Source organism: Mycobacterium attenuatum (genome assembly GCF_900566085.1).
Taxonomy (GTDB): Bacteria; Actinomycetota; Actinomycetes; order Mycobacteriales; family Mycobacteriaceae; genus Mycobacterium; species Mycobacterium attenuatum.
This window is the reverse complement of record NZ_UPHT01000118.1, coordinates 25,810-42,115: the sequence shown is the minus strand read 5'-3', so window position 1 is coordinate 42,115 and position 16,306 is coordinate 25,810. Positions and strand designations below refer to the sequence as shown.

Here is a 16,306-nt window from a genome sequence, read left to right as displayed (position 1 = left end):
AAGTCCACCACGTCCAAGGCTGGAAGGCCACCGGCCGCACCGACATCGACGAGCTGACCCTGGCCTGCGGAGTCGACAACCGACTCGTCGAAAAAGGCTGGACCACCCGCAAAAACACCCACGGCGATACCGAATGGCTACCCCCAGCCCACCTAGATCGCGGACAACCCCGGACCAACCCGTATCACCACCCCGAAAGATTCCCACACGACGACGACGAACCCCTTTGACGCGTTAGACCTTATGGCAAGGCGGCAGATAACCCTGTGCGGCCAACCGTGGTAGGACACCGCCGCTGTCGATGATGTCGAGGATCACCGCCGGCAGGGTGGGCACCGTTCCGCAGGCGCCGGTGGTGTCGTTGCGCCAGCTGCCCTCGGCGAGATCGAACGTTGCCTGATCGCCTTCGGCAAAGGTGGTGGTGGCGTGGGGCACTGTCATCGCGGGCAGTCCGGCATTGACCGCATTGCGGAAGAACAGGGAGTTGAACTCCTCGGCGACCAGCCCGGCGATGCCAAGCTCGACGAACAGCGCCGCGACCGGGCGCGACGATCCGACGCCGAAGTTCTTGCCGGCCAACAGGATATCGCCCGGAGACACCCCGTCTGCCCACCCGGGACGGAGCTGGTGGAAGACATACCGAGCCGCCTCGGCCCGGTCCATCTTCATGGCAAAAGCTGGGTACATGGCGTCGGTGTTGAGGTCGTCGCCGAACAGCCAGACTCTGCCGCTGAAAGTGAGTGTCATGCAACCAGACTCCTCGGGTCGGTGATGTAACCGGTGACCGCTGACGCAGCGACGGTTGCCGGTGAGGCCATGAAGATCCGTGCCGCCGTGCTGCCCATCCGCCCGGTGTAGTTGCGGGTGCTCGAGGTGATACACACTTCGCCGGGCCCGACCAGTCCCATGTGGTAGCCGAAGCAGGCGCCGCAGGTGGCGTTGGTGACCACGGCGCCGGAGTCTGCGAGGTCCTGTAAGTAACCGCGCCGCATGGCTTCCCGGTACACGGCTTGCGAAGCAGGTGTGATCAGCAGCCGCACCCCCGGCGCTACGCTCCGGCCGCGCAGCACCCGTGCGGCGACTTCAAGGTCTTGGAGTTGGCCGTTGGCGCACGACCCGATAAATGCCTGGTCCACCGCCTGTTTGCCGAGTTGCGAAACCGGCAGCCCATTGCGGCTGACGGTACCCGGAAGCGCCACGTACGGCTCGAGCGCGGCCAGGTCGACGGTCCGCATGTCCTGGTAGTGAGCGTCATGATCCGGTGCCGCAATGCGGTATCCATCGATATCCCGTGCGCTCAGGTCTCCGGTCACTATGTCGTCGGCCTCGAAAATGCTGAAGTCGGCTGATAATTCGGCCCCCTGGGTCGCGATGGTGCGACGATCGTGTAGCGGGATGCTGACCAGGCCGTTGCCGCCGTATTCCAGATTCCGGTTGGCGGCATCACCGTAACGGTTGGCGATGTGCAGGAAGATGTCCTTGCCGCTGACGGTGTCCGGTTTGACGCCACGCAACTCGTAGCGGATGGTCGGCGCGATTTGATACCAGGTCTGGCCGGTGCACATGATCGAGTACACCTCGTCGGCCCCCAGGCCGCGGGCCGCGGTGTTGTACGCTCCGGCGGCGCAGGTGTGGGAGTCGCTGCAGGCCAGCACTTCTCCAGGACGGGCCAGACCGTTCTCGGCGATGACCTGATGACTGATGCCATGCCTTCCGACGTCGTAGAAACGCTTAATACCGAAGCGGGAGACGAACTTGCGCGCATGTTGCCCGGCTTCGGCGTCTTTGACGGTCGGTGCCGGTACCGCGTGATCCATCACAACCGCGAGTCTCTCGGGGTCATGAATCGTATTGGGCGGTATCCAGTTTCGGGCGAACTGGAGGTCTATCAGCACAGCCATGTCGACGTCGACGACGACGGTGTCGCCGGGCGATACCGTGTTTTGGCCGGTCTTGCGGGCGAAGATCTTCTCGAGGATGGTCATGCCCATGCGCAGGCCTCCGTCGGTGCGTACCTGGCTTCAATGTCCGACCACTCCGCCAAACCAACAAGATTGAAGAATGCAGTGGGCGTACCTGACCGGTGGGTGGTGGGATCGGTCCCGTTGAGTTCACACAGCGCCGCCACCATGGCCGCCGTTGCGCGCCGAGCCAGCTGACCCGGATGAATCGCCACCGCATAGCCCAGCTGCTTCAGTCGCGCCACCGACACCGGCGGGGTGAGGCCGCCAGCGACCAGATTGATCAACAGCGGGGCGCCGACTTCACGTGCAATCCGCTCGATTTCGCCGATATCCTCTGGTGCTTCGACGAAGACGATGTCGGCGCCAGTGGCGGCATACCGGTTGGCGCGTTCGATGGCGGCATCCAGGCCGAGCGGGGCCCGCGCGTCGGTGCGCGCCACGACCAACATCCCCTCGTCGGTCCGGGCGTCGAGGGCGGCCGCCAGGGTCTGTTCGAATACCGCGGCGTCCACGACCCGTTTGTCCGGTAGATGGCCGCACCGCTTGGGAAATGCTTGGTCCTCCAATTGGATTGCGGCCACACCGGCGGTGTCATAGGACCGGACGGTACGCACGACGTTCTTGGGCGCGCCGTAGCCGGTGTCGGCATCGGCGATCAGCGGGATGTCACCGAGTACGCCGGCGATCATCCGCGCCCGCTCGGCCATTTCGGACGCGGTGACCAGGCCGATGTCGGGCAGGCCGTACCCGGATGCCGCCACCCCGGAGCCGGTCAGATACGCCGCGACGTGACCGGTGCGTTTGGTCAGGTGCGCGGATATCCCGTCGAAAACCCCAGGGGCAACGATGAGTTCGCGTGAATCGAGGAGGGCGCGCAGTCGCTGTCGGGCTGGTGTCGTTGGCATGGAAGTCGGTCCTCTCAGTCACCGGATGGTTGTTATATAGATATAACAACCGTGGTCGTAGAGCGCAACCGCAGCGGTGTGGAAACATGGGAGCGTGCACCAGACCAGCAGCCACGCCGCGGCCGTGTCGGCCGGCGCCGGTGTGCCGTTGCACCGCCAGCTCTTCCTGGTGCTGCACGACGAGATCGAACGCGGCGTCCTGGCGCCAGGCGACGCGCTGCCCACCGAACAGGCGCTGTGCGAGCAATTCGGAATCTCGCGGATCACCGTGCGGCGCGCCCTGGCCGACCTGGCCGAGCAGGGATATATCCAGCGCAAGCACGGTGTCGGCTCTTTTGTGCGCGAAGGCGTTCCAGCAGACCGGTCCGCGCCGGTGCGTTCGTATGTTGAGGGGTTGCGGCAGACCCAGTTCGAAACCGAGGCCGAGGTCATCGAACTCGGGGTGCGCCGACCCCCGCGCGCGGTGGCCCAAGCGCTGCAGACGACCGGCGAGTTGCTGCATGTGCTGCGGTTGCGGCGGCAACGGCGCACCGGTGAGCCGCTGATCGTCAGCGACGTCTGGTTGCCGGCCGAACTGACTGACACGCTGACCGAGGCCGCGCTACGTACTGCGCCGTTGTACGAGCTGGTGAAGCGCACCGGGGTGGTGGTTGACCGGGTGCGGCACGAAATCACCGCCGAGATCGCGGGTCCGCGCTATGCGCAACTGCTCGATACGGCAATCGGCGCCGCACTGCTGCGGATCAACCGGCTCATCTTCGCGGCGGGGGTGCCGCACCGCTACCAGTCGGTACTGTTGTCACCGACCCGCAGCCGCGTGCTGTTGACCCAGTCCTCTGACGAGCTCGAGGCCGCCGACGGTCTGGCGATCGCCCACGACGTGCCCGCAGAGCCCTAGCGGATCAGTGCCGCCTCGATCGCATCGGCGTGTGGCGCACAGTTTCCGGCGCCGGGCACCGTGGTTGCCAGTGCGCCTGCGGCACAGGCCCGTTGCAACGCACGCAATCGTTGATCCGGCGAGGCCGGGTCCCGCGGCCAATGGGCAGCCAGCACCCCGGCGAACACGTCGCCGGCTCCGGTGGTGTCCACCGCCGTCACCGCGGGCGCGGGCATGTCCAGCTCGCCGCCCGCGCCGACGTAGCGCGCGCCGCGCGCCCCCAGGGTAACCACGAAATGTGCTGGCGGCCAGTGCCATTGCTCGGCCTCGGACTCGTTGGCGATCACGACGTCGGCCAACTCCGCCAATTCGGGCCCGGCGCCGTGCAGCCGGCCGGCGGGGGAGGCGTTGACCATGACGACGGCCCCGGCGGACCGGGCTTGCCGCGCTGCACCCACCGCTACGTCCGCCGGGATCTCCAGCTGGGTCAGCAACACGTCACACTCGTCGACCGCCCCGGGCGCCAGCTTCAGCTGATCGTTTGCGCCGGGAGCCACCAGCACGGTGTTCTCGGCACCGGCGTCGACCACGATGATCGCCGTCCCGCTCGGGCCGGGCACCTGAACCAGCGCATCGATGTCCACACCGTTGGCCTGCAGGTGTGACCGCAACTGGTCAGCGGCCACGTCGTCGCCCACCGCGCCCACGAACTGCACCCGCGCGCCCGCTCGTGCGGCGGCCACCGCCTGATTGCCGCCTTTGCCTCCGGGCGAGCGGGTCAGCGACGACGCCAGCACCGTCTCGCCCGGACGCGGCAGCGCGGTGACGGCAAACGTCAGATCCAAGTTCAAGCTGCCCACTACGCAGACTCGCGCCGTCATTGTGCCGACGTTAACAACGCTCGGGCCCCGGTAATCACATTGTCGGCAAACACCGTTTACCCGCGCGTGTCGGCGCTAGTCTGCGAGGTGATTCGGTGCTTGTAGAGAGGGAGCAAAGAGGAAGTGGAGAGGAAGCCGGTGACATCGGGCGAGGCAACAGATTCCGTTCCGGAGGCGCCCGCCGCCCCGGTCCGCAAGAGCGTGATCCCCAAGCGCGTGAGAAGCGGGGGCCGCAGGCGGCCGCGTTTTCGGGTCAGCATCCAATCCAAGCTCATGCTGCTGCTGCTGTTGTCGAGCATCGTTTCGGTGGCCGCCGTCGTTATCGTCGGGTATCAAACCGGGCGTGCCTCGCTGCAGGCGGCAGCATATGAGCGGTTGACCGAGTTGCGCGAATCGCAGAAACGGGCAATCGAGACGCTGTTTTCCGATTTGACCAATTCACTGGTCATCTATGCGCGCGGTTTAACGGTCGTGCAGGCCGTCGCGCAGTTCACCGCGGGTTTCGACCAATTGGCCGACGCGACCATCGACCCGGCCCAGCAGCAGGCGATCGTCAACTACTACAACAACCAGCTCATCAAACCGGTGGAACGCACGACGGGTGAAAAGCTCGACATCACCGCACTGCTGCCGACGTCGCCCGCCCAGAAGTATCTGCAGGCCTATTACACCGCGCCGTTCACGTCGGATCAGGACTCGATGCGGTTCGACGACGCCGGCGACGGCAGCGCATGGTCGGCCGCCAACGCGAGATTCAACGGCTACTTCCGCGAAATCGTCACCCGGTTCGAGTACGACGATGCGGTGTTGCTGGACACCCGGGGCAACATCGTCTATAGCCTGAGCAAGGATCCCGACCTGGGCACCAACATCCTGACCGGGCCGTACCGGGAATCCAACCTGCGCGACGCCTACCTTAAAGCGCTGGGCGCCAACGCCGTTGACTTCACCTGGATCACCGACTTCAAGCCGTATCAGCCGCAACTGGACGTGCCGACGGCGTGGCTGGTGGCACCGGTTCAGGCCGACGGGAGAACCCAAGGCGTGATCGCCCTGCCGCTGCCGATCGCCAAGATCAACCGGATCATGACCGCCAACCAGCAGTGGCAAGCCGCGGGCATGGGCCAGGGCACGGAGACCTATCTCGCCGGTCCGGACAGCCTCATGCGTTCGGATTCGCGGCTTTTCGTCGAGGACCCCGACGAATACCGACGACAATCGGTGGCCGCAGGCACCCCGCTCGACGTGGTGAACCGCGCCATCCAGCTCGGTGGCACGACGCTGCTGCAGCCCGTTGCGAGTTCGGGTTTGCGTGCTGCTCAACGCGGTCAGACCGGAACCATCACCGCAACCGACTACACGGATAACAAAGAGCTGGAAGCCTACGCACCCCTGGACGTGCCGAATTCCGACCTGCACTGGTCGATTCTGGCGACCCGTGACAACTCCGAGGCGTTCGCCGCGGTGGCCGCGTTCAGCAGGGCGCTGGTGTTGGTCACCGTGGCCATCATTCTGGGCATCTGTGTGGCTTCGATGCTGATCGCTCAGGCGATGGTGCGGCCGGTCCGGCGGCTGGAGGCCGGCACGCAGAAGATCAGTGCCGGCGACTACGACGTCATCATTCCGGTCACGACTCGTGACGAAATCGGTGACCTCACAGCGGCTTTCAATGAGATGAGCCGTAACCTGGAAATCAAGGAGGGTCTACTCAACGAGCAGCGCCGCGAAAATGACCGGCTGCTGCTGTCGATGATGCCCGAGCCGGTGGTAGCGCGTTATCGCGAGGGCGAACAGACCATTGCCCAGGAGCACCAAGACGTCACCGTGATCTTCGCCGACATCCTGGGACTGGACGAGATTTCCAAGGACCTGTCGGGCAACGAGCTGGTTGGAATCGTCGACGACTTGTTCCGACAGTTCGACTCGGCTGCGGAATCCCATGGGGTCGAACGGATTCGCACCCTGCACAACGGTTATCTGGCCAGCTGCGGAGTGACGACGCCGCGGCTGGACAACGTCGCGCGGACCATCGACTTCGCCCTGGAAATGCGGCGCATCGTCGACCGGTTCAACCGCCAAACCGGCCACGAACTTCGGCTGCGGGCCGGCGTCAACACCGGCAACGTCATCAGCGGGCTCGTCGGCCGATCCAGCGTCGTCTACGACATGTGGGGCGCGGCGGTGAGCCTGGCCTACCAAACACACAGCGGCTCACCGCAACCCGGCATCTACGTCACCGCACCGGTGTACGAGGCGATGAGAGATGTCCGACAGTTCACCCCGGCGGGCACCATCTCGGTCGGCGGCGCGGACCAGCCGATCTACCGATTGTCGGAGCGATCATGAATGTCTTCAGTGCACCGTGGTTCTACTGGGCCGTCGCTATCGCCATTGGATTGCCGGCCGGGCTGATCATCCTCACGGAGTTGCACACCACATTGGTGCGCCGCAAGAGCCACCTGGCCAGGCAGGTGAGCCTGCTGCGTAACTATCTACTGCCGCTCGGTGCCCTGCTGATGCTCATGGTGAAGGCGTCCCAGATCCCGGCCCAAGACGGCACGGTGCGAATCCTGACCACCCTGTTTGGCTTCTTGGTGCTGGTCATGCTGTTGTCGGCGCTCAACGCCACGGTATTCCAGTCAGCGCCGGAAGACAGCTGGCGCAAGCGATTGCCGACCATCTTCCTCGACGTGGCCCGGTTTGCACTGATCGGTGTCGGCTTGGCGATGATCCTGTCCTACGTCTGGGGAGTCCGGGTCGGTGGCATATTCACCGCGCTGGGAGTGACCTCGGTTGTCATCGGCCTGATGCTGCAGAACTCCGTGGGCCAGATCGTGTCGGGACTGTTCATGTTGTTCGAGCAGCCGTTCCGGATCGACGACTGGCTCGACACGCCCACCGCGCGGGGCCGAGTCGTGGAGGTGAACTGGCGCGCGGTCCATATCGAGACTGGAACCGGCTTGCGGATTACTCCGAACTCGATGCTGGCAACCACGTCGTTCACGAACTTGTCCCGCCCGGGTGGCGCGCACAAGTGCACGATCACCACCAAATTCGCCATCGCCGACGCGCCGAACCAGGTGTGTGCGATGCTGACCCGAATAGCCGGCGGACTACCGCAACTCAAGCCCGGAACCAATCCGCAAACCGTCGCACTGGGCGGCGGCGAGTACCGAACGACGGTCCGGCTGAGATCACCCGCCGACGACGGTGCCGCGCAGGCGACGTTCTTGCCGTGGGTCTGGTACGCCGCCCGACGAGAAGACCTTCACCTTGACGAGTCCGACGACGAATTCTCGACGACCGACCGCGTGTGGGACGCGCTGCGCACCGTGGTGGGTCCGGAGTTGCGGCTGGGCCTGACCGAGCAGCAGTCACTGGTTCCCTACGCGAGGGTGGTGCGCTACGGCGCCGACGAGATCGTGCAGCACGCCGGCGTCGTTCCCAAGGGAATGGCCTTCATCATCGCCGGCAGCGTTCGCCTGACGGCGACGGCCGAGGACGGTTCCGTTGTCCCGATCGGCACGCTCGACGAGGGCGCGTTCTTGGGGGTGACTGCCCTGACCCGCCAACCCAACCCCGCCGGTGCGGTGGCGCTGGAGGAGATGATCGCACTCGAGATCGACCGCGAACATCTCGAGCACGTCGTCATGAACAAGCCAATGTTGCTGCAGGAGCTGGGCCGGCTCATCGACGAACGGCAAAGTAAGGCCCAGCGGGTGACCCGCCGCGAGCGGGTTGGTTGAGCTGTCGCCGGACCGGCGCACCGCACGTTCGTCGAGGGTGGGGATCGCGGTCCTTGCGCCGAGGTCGAGGGTAGCGTCACAGCTTGTCGTGACTTTCCGCGCGGGCGTCAACCTCGACGCTTAGTTGGCTACGCCAGCATCGAGTCGATCGCGGAGCGCGGCACCGATACCTGGAGGGGGCCGGCGGACTCTGGCAGCAGCTCACCCGGGTTGAAGAAGAACGTCACCCCGTCGTTGGTGACAGCGAAATTCTGGTAATTCGCCGGGTCCAATCCAGCTGTCGTGGCTATCTGCTGTCCGGTCTGCTTTTGCAGTGCGGTTTGCACGATGGGAAAAACGGTCGGCAGCGGGTCGGCCTTGGGCTGCCACAGCGTGTCGTAGGTGATCGGCTTGCGGTAGCCCTGATCCCAATTGAAGGCCTTGTACTTGGTCGTCGGCTGCCCGCTGCCCACATTCTGGACGACCTTGAGTACCAGCGACTGGGTGCCGCGCGGTGGTATCGCCGATTCGTAGGTGGCCGAGGTGATTTCTAACTGGTAGGGCGCATCACGCGGCGCAGATGACTTGGCGACGTTGAGAAAGTCGTCTCGTGTCTGTTCGACGTAGCTTTGCAGTGACTTCTGGTCGGGGTAATTGCTCGGCAGGCTGATATTGATGGTGTAACCCGGATCCGACATCTGAATCTGGCATACCTGTCCGGCAACGGTGCCCTTCAGCTCGTCACAGTAGGTCTTGGGCGCGGCAGCAGCGACTGCGGGACTGGCGAGAGCGACGACGGCCAGGACAAGTAGGGGCACCTTGATTCGCATAGCGACATTCCTCCGAGGCAAAGTTGCGGCGCCGGGACAACAGACCGGTGCCGGGCTGCCGTGACGACCGAGTCGTCGACCAACCGGGGGCATCGACCAACATCGACCAACATCGACCAACATCGACCAACATCGACCAACATCGACCAACATCGACCAACATCGACCAACATAGGCCAACACGGCGCCCCCAGCATTGCTGGGGTGCGACGGAACCGGGCGGCATGTTTTCGGCCAAACCCGTTTTTCGTCGCATTTTCGCGTTAGTCTGCTGCGTGATCTGCCGGTCTTGCCGCCGTGAGCGAAAGGAAGCCGTGTGACGTCGGGGCAGCCAACGGAACCGGTATCCCAAGGAGAACCCGCCCCAACCGGGAATCGAGGGCGCCGGCTACTGCGGTTTTTCCGAATGGGCATCCAATCGAAGTTGTTGGTGACGCTCTTGCTGTGCAGCATCATGTCGGTGGCGGTCGTCGGCCTCACCGGTTATGTGACCGGGCGCAACGCGTTACAGCAAGTGGCAACGGAACGGTTGCTCGAGTTGCGGGAGTCGCACAAGCGGCAGCTGGAGGGTCTTTTCGGCGAGTTCACCAATTCCTTGGAGGTGTACAGCAGCGGTTTCAGTGCCGTCCAGGCGATCGAGGCCTTCACCGACGGCTTCAACCAGTTATCCAACGCCACGATCAGTCCGGCGCAGCAGGAGTCGATCGTCAACTACTACAGCAATGCGGTGGTCAAACCGATCAGTGAGCTGACCGGTGACGATGTCGACATCAATGCGCTGCTGCCGACCTCCAACTCGCAGAAGTACCTCCAGGCCAACTACACCGCACAGTGCGCGTCGGCGACCGAATCGGTGTCGTGCAGCGACGCCGGTGACGGCAGCGCCTGGTCGACGGCCAATGCCCGCTACAACGACTTCTTCCGCGGGATCGTCACCCGCTTCGACTATCGAGACGCGTTGTTGCTCGATCTTCACGGTAATGTCGTCTACACGGTGAGCAAAGGCCCCGACCTGGGTACCAACATCTTCACCGGGCCCTATCGGGAAACGGTCTTGCGGGACGCCTATCGAAAAGCGTTGCGCTCCAACAATGTTGACTTCGTATGGATCACCGATTTCCAGCAGTATCAGCCGCAGTTGGACGCCCCCACCGCGTGGGTGGTGTCGCCGATCGGGATGGCCGGCAAGATCGAAGGCGTTATGGCGTTGCCGCTGCCGATATCGAAGATCAACGACATCATGAACGCCCACAAGCACTGGGAAGCCGTCGGCATGGGCCGCTCGACCGAGACCTACCTGGTGGGACCGGACAACTTGATGCGTTCCGATTCACGCCTGTTTCTGCAAAACAGAGACAAGTATCGACGGGAGGCGATGGCGGGCGGCACCCCACGCGACGTGGTGGACAGCGCGATCCGGCTGGGAACCACCGTTCTGGTGCAGCCGGTTCCGAGCGCCGGTGTCCGGGCCGCCCAACGCGGACAGACCGGCGTCACGAAGGACACCGACTACCTCGGCAACCGGGAGCTACAGGCCTACGCGCCGGTGGATGTGCCGAACTCCGATCTGCACTGGTCGATCATGGCCACCCGGGACGACTGGGACGCCTATCAGCGGCTGTCCACGTTCGGCAAGACGCTGGTGCTGGCGGTCGCGGGAATCACCTTGGCCATCTGCGTGGTGTCGATGCTGCTCGCCAAGCTGCTGGTGCGCCCGATCCGACGGCTGGAGGCCGGCACCGCGAGGATCAGCGCCGGCGACTACGAGGTGACCGTTCCGGTGCGGTCACGCGACGAGCTCGGCGATCTCACTGCGGCTTTCAACGAGATGAGCCGCAACCTCAAGATCAAAGAGGAGCTGCTCAACGAGCAACGCAAGGAAAACGATCGCTTGCTGCTGTCACTGATGCCCGAACCCGTCGTGCAGCGGTATCGCGAGGGAGCGCAAACCGTCGCGCAGGAACACCAGGACGTCGCCGTGATCTTCGCCGACATGGTCGGGCTCGACGACATGTCCGACGACCTGTCCGGAGACGAACTGGTCGCGGTCGTCAACGAACTTTTCCGGCAGTTCGACTCCGCAGCCGAAGCGCTTGGCGTGGAACGGATTCGAACGTTTCACAACGGCTACCTGGCCAGCTGCGGTGCCACCACCCCGCGGCTGGACAACATCCACCGCAGCGTCGACTTCGCCATCGAGATCCAGCGGATCATCGACAGATTCAACAGCCGCTCACGACACAAGCTTTGGCTGCGGGTTGGCGTCAATACCGGCAAGGTCATCAGCGGATTGGTTGGTCGCGCCAGCCTCGCCTACGACATGTGGGGGGCCGCGGTAAGTCTGGCTTACCAAATGCACAGTGGCTCACCGCAGCCCGGCATCTACGTCACCTCGCAGATATACGAGGCGATGCGCGACATCTGGAAGTTCGTGCCGGCCGGCACCATCTCGGTCGGCGGTACCGAGCAGCAAATCTGGCGGCTGGTGGACCGCCAGTGAACATCTTCAGCGCCGCGTGGTTCTACTGGGCGGTCGCAGTCGCGCTCGGGCTGCCCGTCCTGATCGTCATCCTCACCGAGTTGCAGCACACGTTGCGCCGCAGAGGAAGTCACCTCGCCAGGCAGATCAGCCTGCTGCGCAACTACTTGCTGCCGCTGGGAGCGCTGCTGCTGCTGATCGTGAATTCGGAGGGTGTCCCGGCCCACGACAACGCCGTTCGGATTCTCACCACGGTATTCGGTTTCCTGGTGTTGGTGCTGCTGTTGTCGGGTCTCAACGCGACGGTCTTCGCCGCGGCGCCGCAAGGTTCGTGGCGCAAACGGCTACCGGTGATCTTCCTCGACGTGGCCCGATTCGTACTCATCGGAGCCGGGCTGGCGGTGATTCTCTCCTATGTCTGGGGCGTGCGGATCGGTGGACTGTTCACCGCCGTGGGCGTGACGTCGGTCGTCATCGGCCTGATGTTGCAGAACTCCGTCGGCCAGATCGTGTCCGGCCTGTTCATGCTGTTCGAGCAGCCCTTTCAAATCGACGACTGGCTGGACACCAGCACGGCGCGCGGACGAATTGTCGAGGTGAACTGGCGCGCCGTCCACATCGACACCGGCAGTGGGCTGCGGATCACGCCGAACTCGGTGTTGGCCAGCACACCCTTCACCAATCTGAGCCGGCCCGCGGGCGCCTACCAGCTGGCGATGAAGACCACATTTTCCGAGTTAGACGCGCCCGACCGGGTTTGTGCGATGCTGTGCCGGATTGCCGCCGAGCTGCCGCAGCTCCACAGCGCCGTTGTCCCCACCTCCGAGCCGGTGGGTGGCGCTGAGTACTGCACCACGATCGGCTTGCGGTCACCGGCTGACGAAAACGCCGCTCGAGCGACATTTCTGCGGTGGATCTGGTACGCCGCACGCCGGGAAAATCTGCACCTCGACGGCGCCGACGACGACTTCTCGACGACCGAGCGCCTGCTTGAAGCCCTGAAAGCGGTGGTGGGACCGGCATTGCGGCTCAGCGATGCCGACCAGCAGGGGTTGCTGTCGCATGCGAGGTTACTGCGATACGGCGCCGGCGAACTCGTGCAACGTGCAGGCGAAGTCCCGGAGGAGATGATGTTCGTCGCCACCGGGCGAGTGCGTCTGACCGCGACGGCCGACGACGGATCGGTGGTGCCGATCACCACCCTGGAAGAAGGCGGCTTTCTGGGCCTGACCGCGCTCACCCGGCAGCCCAATCTCTCCAACGCCTACGCGATCGATGAGGTGACCACGGTGGAGATCGGTCGCGAGCACGTCGAGCATCTGGTCATGCGTCAACCGTTGCTGCTGCAGGATTTTGGGCACATCCTCGAAGAACGGCAAAGCCTGGTGCGGCGGGGCCTCCACCGCGAATGGTTCAACTGAGCCGGCCGAGCTCAATGCCGTTGGCCGGCGCCACCACGCACATGGGCGTTCTGGCAGTAACCTCGTGCCCTCACCGGAGCGGATGCACTTCGCCCTCGAACACCGTCCCCCAGATGCCGATGTCCTTGAGCCCTTCTGCGCCAACGTGATACGGGTTTTCGTCAAGCACCGCGAAATCGGCTTTCTTGCCGGCGCGAATGGAGCCGATCTCGTCTTCTTTGCGTAGGATCCAGGCGGCGTCGATGGTGATCGCCTTCAGCGCGGTGTGCAGGCTCACCCGTTCCTGCGGACAGTTCAGGTTGCCGTTGATCGTCACCCGGTTAGCCGCCACCCAGGCCAGGGTGAGCGGCGACAACGGCGCCATCGGACAGTCGGAGTGCACCGTGAACGGCACACCCATGCGCTCCAGCATCCCCATCCGCACCATCTGCGTTCCGCGATCAGGGCCCAGCCATTGCTCGCTGAATACGTCGCTGAGCATGTACAGGTAGTAGGCATTGCAGGAGACCAGCATGCCGATCTCGTTCATCTGCCGGCACTGGTCCTCGCTGTTGAAGGCATAGTGCTCCAACGTCGCGCGGTGGCCGAAGCGGGGTTTGACGTCATGCAACGTGCGAATGAGGTCGATATAGAACCGGGAGCTGAGGTCGCCGTTGATATGGGCGTGCAGCTGGTAGCCGGCCTTCCAGAACGGTTCGGCGTAGCTGTACAACTGCTCGGGCGAGGCCATCCACACGCCGGTGTGCCCGTCCAGATACCCGGGGAAGTCGCACTGCGACAGCCCGCTGAAAATGGCGCCGTCGACCTGCAGCTTGAAATGGCGGTCAAACATGACTCGCCGGCTGTTGTGGGTTGCCCATTCTTCGGCCTGCTCAAGTGCCTGCGCCGGCGGGATGCCACGCGGAATGAAGTCAGCCGTGGTGGGCGTGAGAATGATGCGGCACGGCGCGCCCATCGATTCGGCGGTGTCGCGGATGAGCTTGGTCTCGCCGACCGGATCACCGAAGATGCCGACTCCCATGTCCAGGCACGTGGTCACGCCGGCCATATGCACCATTTCGAGAAAGTTCTGCATCCCCTTGCGGTACCCTCCCGGATCGAAGTGCAGTTTGCCGAAGGGCGTGTTCATGAGGCTCTGGGCGGCGTTCTCCCAGAATCGCCCTTGTACCCAGTCGGCCTCGGGATGGTCCTTGAACTGTTCTTCTGACACCCCGGTCCAGTTGAGCGCCGCTTCGTTGAGTAGAAGTTCGTGAAATGAGCGATGCCACAAGATGATCGGCTTGTCGCGGTAGCGCTGCGTCAGGTCAGCCCTCGTCAGATGCCCGTGCCACAGCGGATGGTAGCCCCACGAGACGAACGGCACCGTCCAGTCGCGGTGGGCCGCAACCAGTCTGTCGAGCGCGGCCAGGTAGGACTCCGGAGTTTTCGCGCCGGGGAACCGGCCGGTAGGCAGCGTCCAGTCGTCGGGGGCCAGGAACGGATACTGCGTCAGCACGGCAGGCAGGGACGGATGAACGTGCGGGTCGATGAAGCCGGGCATCAGGACCTTGTCCTTCATCCGGTCATCGACGTCGTACTCGTAGCGGTCCAGCCACGGCTGCAGCGTGTCCATCGTGCCGACGGCCACGATCTTGCCGCCACCCACGGCCACTGCCGTTGCCGTGGGCATCGCCTCGCACATGGTGATGATCTCGCGTGCCGGAAAGACGGTGAGTTTGCCGAATTCTCGATGCGTGAGCTTGCGGGCGGGCTCGTCGCCGACAGCGGATCCGTCACCAGGCATCCATGTCTTCCTTTCTTCGGTCTTTCTTCGGTCTTTCTTCCGGTTCGCCGGCCCCGCCGACGCTCACACAATGTATGTGGCTGCACGTCGCGATATGCCGCTGGGCGCGGCGCCCGGCAGGTTGCCCAACCAGAACCGGGCCGCCGTACCTGGCCGGCCTACGCCCGTTACCCTGGGCTGATGAGTGTGCAAGCACCATCGCAACTTGATTTGCGTCAAGAGGTGCACAATGCCGCACGCCGGGCCCGGGTGGCCGCGCGGCTGCTGGCCTCGACACCGACGGTCGTCAAAGACCGCGCGTTGCATGCCGCCGCCGATGAGATCTTGTCTCACGCAGACCAGATACTGACGGCCAACGCCGACGACTTGAACGCGGCGCGAGACGCCGGCACGCCCGCCGCGATGCTCGACCGGCTAGCGCTCAATCCGCAACGCATCGACGGCATCGCCGCGGGTCTGCGCCAGGTCGCCGGGCTGCCCGACCCAGTCGGCGAGGTGCTGCGCGGCTACACCCTGCCCAACGGGCTGCAACTGCGCCAGCAACGGGTCCCGCTCGGCGTGGTCGGGATGATTTACGAGGGCCGGCCCAACGTCACCGTCGACGCCTTCGGCCTCACGCTGAAGTCGGGCAACGCTGCGTTGCTGCGCGGCAGCTCCTCGGCGGCGCGGTCCAACGAAGCCCTGGTCACGGTGTTGCGCACGGCGCTGGTCGGTCAGGATCTGCCGGCCGACGCCGTACAGCTGCTGTCGGCCGCCGACCGGTCCACCGTCACGCACCTGATCCAGGCTCGCGGCCTGGTGGACGTGGCCATTCCGCGAGGGGGAGCGGGACTGATCGAGGCGGTGGTGCGCGACGCGCAGGTGCCCACCATCGAGACCGGGGTAGGTAACTGCCATGTCTACGTCCATGAGTCCGCCGACCTCGACGTGGCCGAACGGGTGCTGCTGAACTCCAAGATCCGGCGGCCCAGTGTCTGCAACGCGGCCGAGACGCTGTTGGTCGACGCAGCGATCGCCGATCAGGCGATGCCCCGGCTACTGGCGGCGCTGCAGGACGCCGGCGTCACCGTTCACATCTGTGCTGATGAGAAAGCCGATGACGACAACCTGCGCCGGGAATACCTGGCGATGGAGATCGCGGTGGCCGTGGTCGATGGTGTCGACGCCGCCATTGCCCATGTCAACGAGTACGGTACCGGGCACACCGAAGCCATCGTGACCACCAATCTTGCTGCAGCTCAACGGTTTACCGAACGTGTGGATGCGGCCGCGGTGATGGTCAACGCCTCGACGGCGTTCACCGACGGCGAGCAGTTCGGGTTCGGCGCCGAGATCGGCATCTCCACCCAGAAACTGCATGCCCGCGGCCCGATGGGACTGCCGGAACTGACCTCGACCAAGTGGATCGTGTGGGGAGACGGCCATACTCGTCCGGCCTAGC

Annotated in this window: 12 protein-coding genes and 1 pseudogene; 7 read left to right on the top strand and 6 right to left on the bottom strand. The window is 64.5% G+C overall.

The genetic code is table 11. From position 1 onward, the window contains the following. Positions 1-230: pseudogene (locus EET13_RS19105) on the top strand (hypothetical protein); the annotation flags it as partial. Between the two features lie 4 nt (positions 231-234). Here the strand turns inward: EET13_RS19105 and EET13_RS19100 are convergent. Genes EET13_RS19100 through EET13_RS19090 form a run of 3 tightly spaced genes read right to left on the bottom strand, consistent with a single transcriptional unit; the run spans position 235 to position 2,869 of the window. Beyond that, positions 235-747 (bottom strand): LeuD/DmdB family oxidoreductase small subunit, encoded by a 513-nt coding sequence (locus tag EET13_RS19100; RefSeq protein WP_122443754.1) that lies wholly within the window; start codon positions 745-747, stop codon positions 235-237. After that, positions 744-1,991, bottom strand: coding sequence for an aconitase/3-isopropylmalate dehydratase large subunit family protein (locus EET13_RS19095; RefSeq protein ID WP_122443753.1), 1,248 nt, complete (start codon positions 1,989-1,991; stop codon positions 744-746). The genes EET13_RS19100 and EET13_RS19095 overlap by 4 nt, the downstream gene beginning before the upstream one ends. Continuing rightward, positions 1,982-2,869 (bottom strand): isocitrate lyase/PEP mutase family protein, encoded by an 888-nt coding sequence (locus EET13_RS19090; RefSeq protein ID WP_122443752.1) that lies wholly within the window; start codon positions 2,867-2,869, stop codon positions 1,982-1,984. Before EET13_RS19090 ends, EET13_RS19095 begins: the two co-directional genes overlap by 10 nt. A 94-nt stretch (positions 2,870-2,963) precedes the next feature. Here EET13_RS19090 and EET13_RS19085 point away from each other — a divergent pair, with 94 nt between their 5' ends. Continuing rightward, positions 2,964-3,767 carry a GntR family transcriptional regulator gene (locus EET13_RS19085; RefSeq protein ID WP_244603999.1) on the top strand — a complete coding sequence of 268 codons (804 nt, stop codon included), beginning with the start codon at positions 2,964-2,966 and terminating at the stop codon, positions 3,765-3,767. On the opposite strand, the gene EET13_RS19080 is transcribed toward EET13_RS19085, so the two are convergent. Continuing rightward, positions 3,764-4,627, bottom strand: coding sequence for a ribokinase (locus tag EET13_RS19080; RefSeq protein ID WP_122443751.1), 864 nt, complete (start codon positions 4,625-4,627; stop codon positions 3,764-3,766). The two genes, EET13_RS19085 and EET13_RS19080, sit on opposite strands and share 4 nt — an antisense overlap. Before the next feature lie 138 nt (positions 4,628-4,765). Here EET13_RS19080 and EET13_RS19075 point away from each other — a divergent pair, with 138 nt between their 5' ends. Together EET13_RS19075 and EET13_RS19070 are read left to right on the top strand one after the other, a co-directional pair. Beyond that, the gene (locus EET13_RS19075) at positions 4,766-6,973 is read left to right on the top strand and encodes an adenylate/guanylate cyclase domain-containing protein (protein WP_122443759.1); all 2,208 of its coding nucleotides are present in this window, start codon (positions 4,766-4,768) and stop codon (positions 6,971-6,973) included. Next, positions 6,970-8,373 (top strand): mechanosensitive ion channel domain-containing protein, encoded by a 1,404-nt coding sequence (locus tag EET13_RS19070; RefSeq protein ID WP_122443750.1) that lies wholly within the window; start codon positions 6,970-6,972, stop codon positions 8,371-8,373. Before EET13_RS19075 ends, EET13_RS19070 begins: the two co-directional genes overlap by 4 nt. A 128-nt stretch (positions 8,374-8,501) precedes the next feature. Here EET13_RS19070 and EET13_RS19065 read toward each other — a convergent pair whose 3' ends face one another. After that, the gene (locus EET13_RS19065; RefSeq protein WP_122443749.1) at positions 8,502-9,182 is read right to left on the bottom strand and encodes an esterase; all 681 of its coding nucleotides are present in this window, start codon (positions 9,180-9,182) and stop codon (positions 8,502-8,504) included. 316 nt (positions 9,183-9,498) lie between these two features. On the opposite strand from EET13_RS19065, the gene EET13_RS19060 reads away from it, so the two are divergent. Further along, a complete protein-coding gene (locus EET13_RS19060; RefSeq protein ID WP_244603998.1) occupies positions 9,499-11,682 on the top strand; it encodes an adenylate/guanylate cyclase domain-containing protein in 2,184 nt (727 codons plus the stop codon). After that, entirely contained in the window at positions 11,679-13,082 is a 1,404-nt protein-coding gene (locus EET13_RS19055; protein WP_122443747.1) for a mechanosensitive ion channel family protein, read from the top strand. Before EET13_RS19060 ends, EET13_RS19055 begins: the two co-directional genes overlap by 4 nt. A gap of 70 nt (positions 13,083-13,152) precedes the next feature. Here EET13_RS19055 and EET13_RS19050 read toward each other — a convergent pair whose 3' ends face one another. After that, positions 13,153-14,865: an amidohydrolase gene (locus EET13_RS19050; protein ID WP_122443746.1), complete on the bottom strand. Its 1,713-nt coding sequence runs from the start codon at positions 14,863-14,865 to the stop codon at positions 13,153-13,155. A 180-nt stretch (positions 14,866-15,045) separates the two neighbouring features. Here EET13_RS19050 and EET13_RS19045 point away from each other — a divergent pair, with 180 nt between their 5' ends. Then, positions 15,046-16,305, top strand: coding sequence for a glutamate-5-semialdehyde dehydrogenase (locus EET13_RS19045; RefSeq protein ID WP_122443745.1), 1,260 nt, complete (start codon positions 15,046-15,048; stop codon positions 16,303-16,305). Position 16,306: the final 1 nt, after the last annotated feature.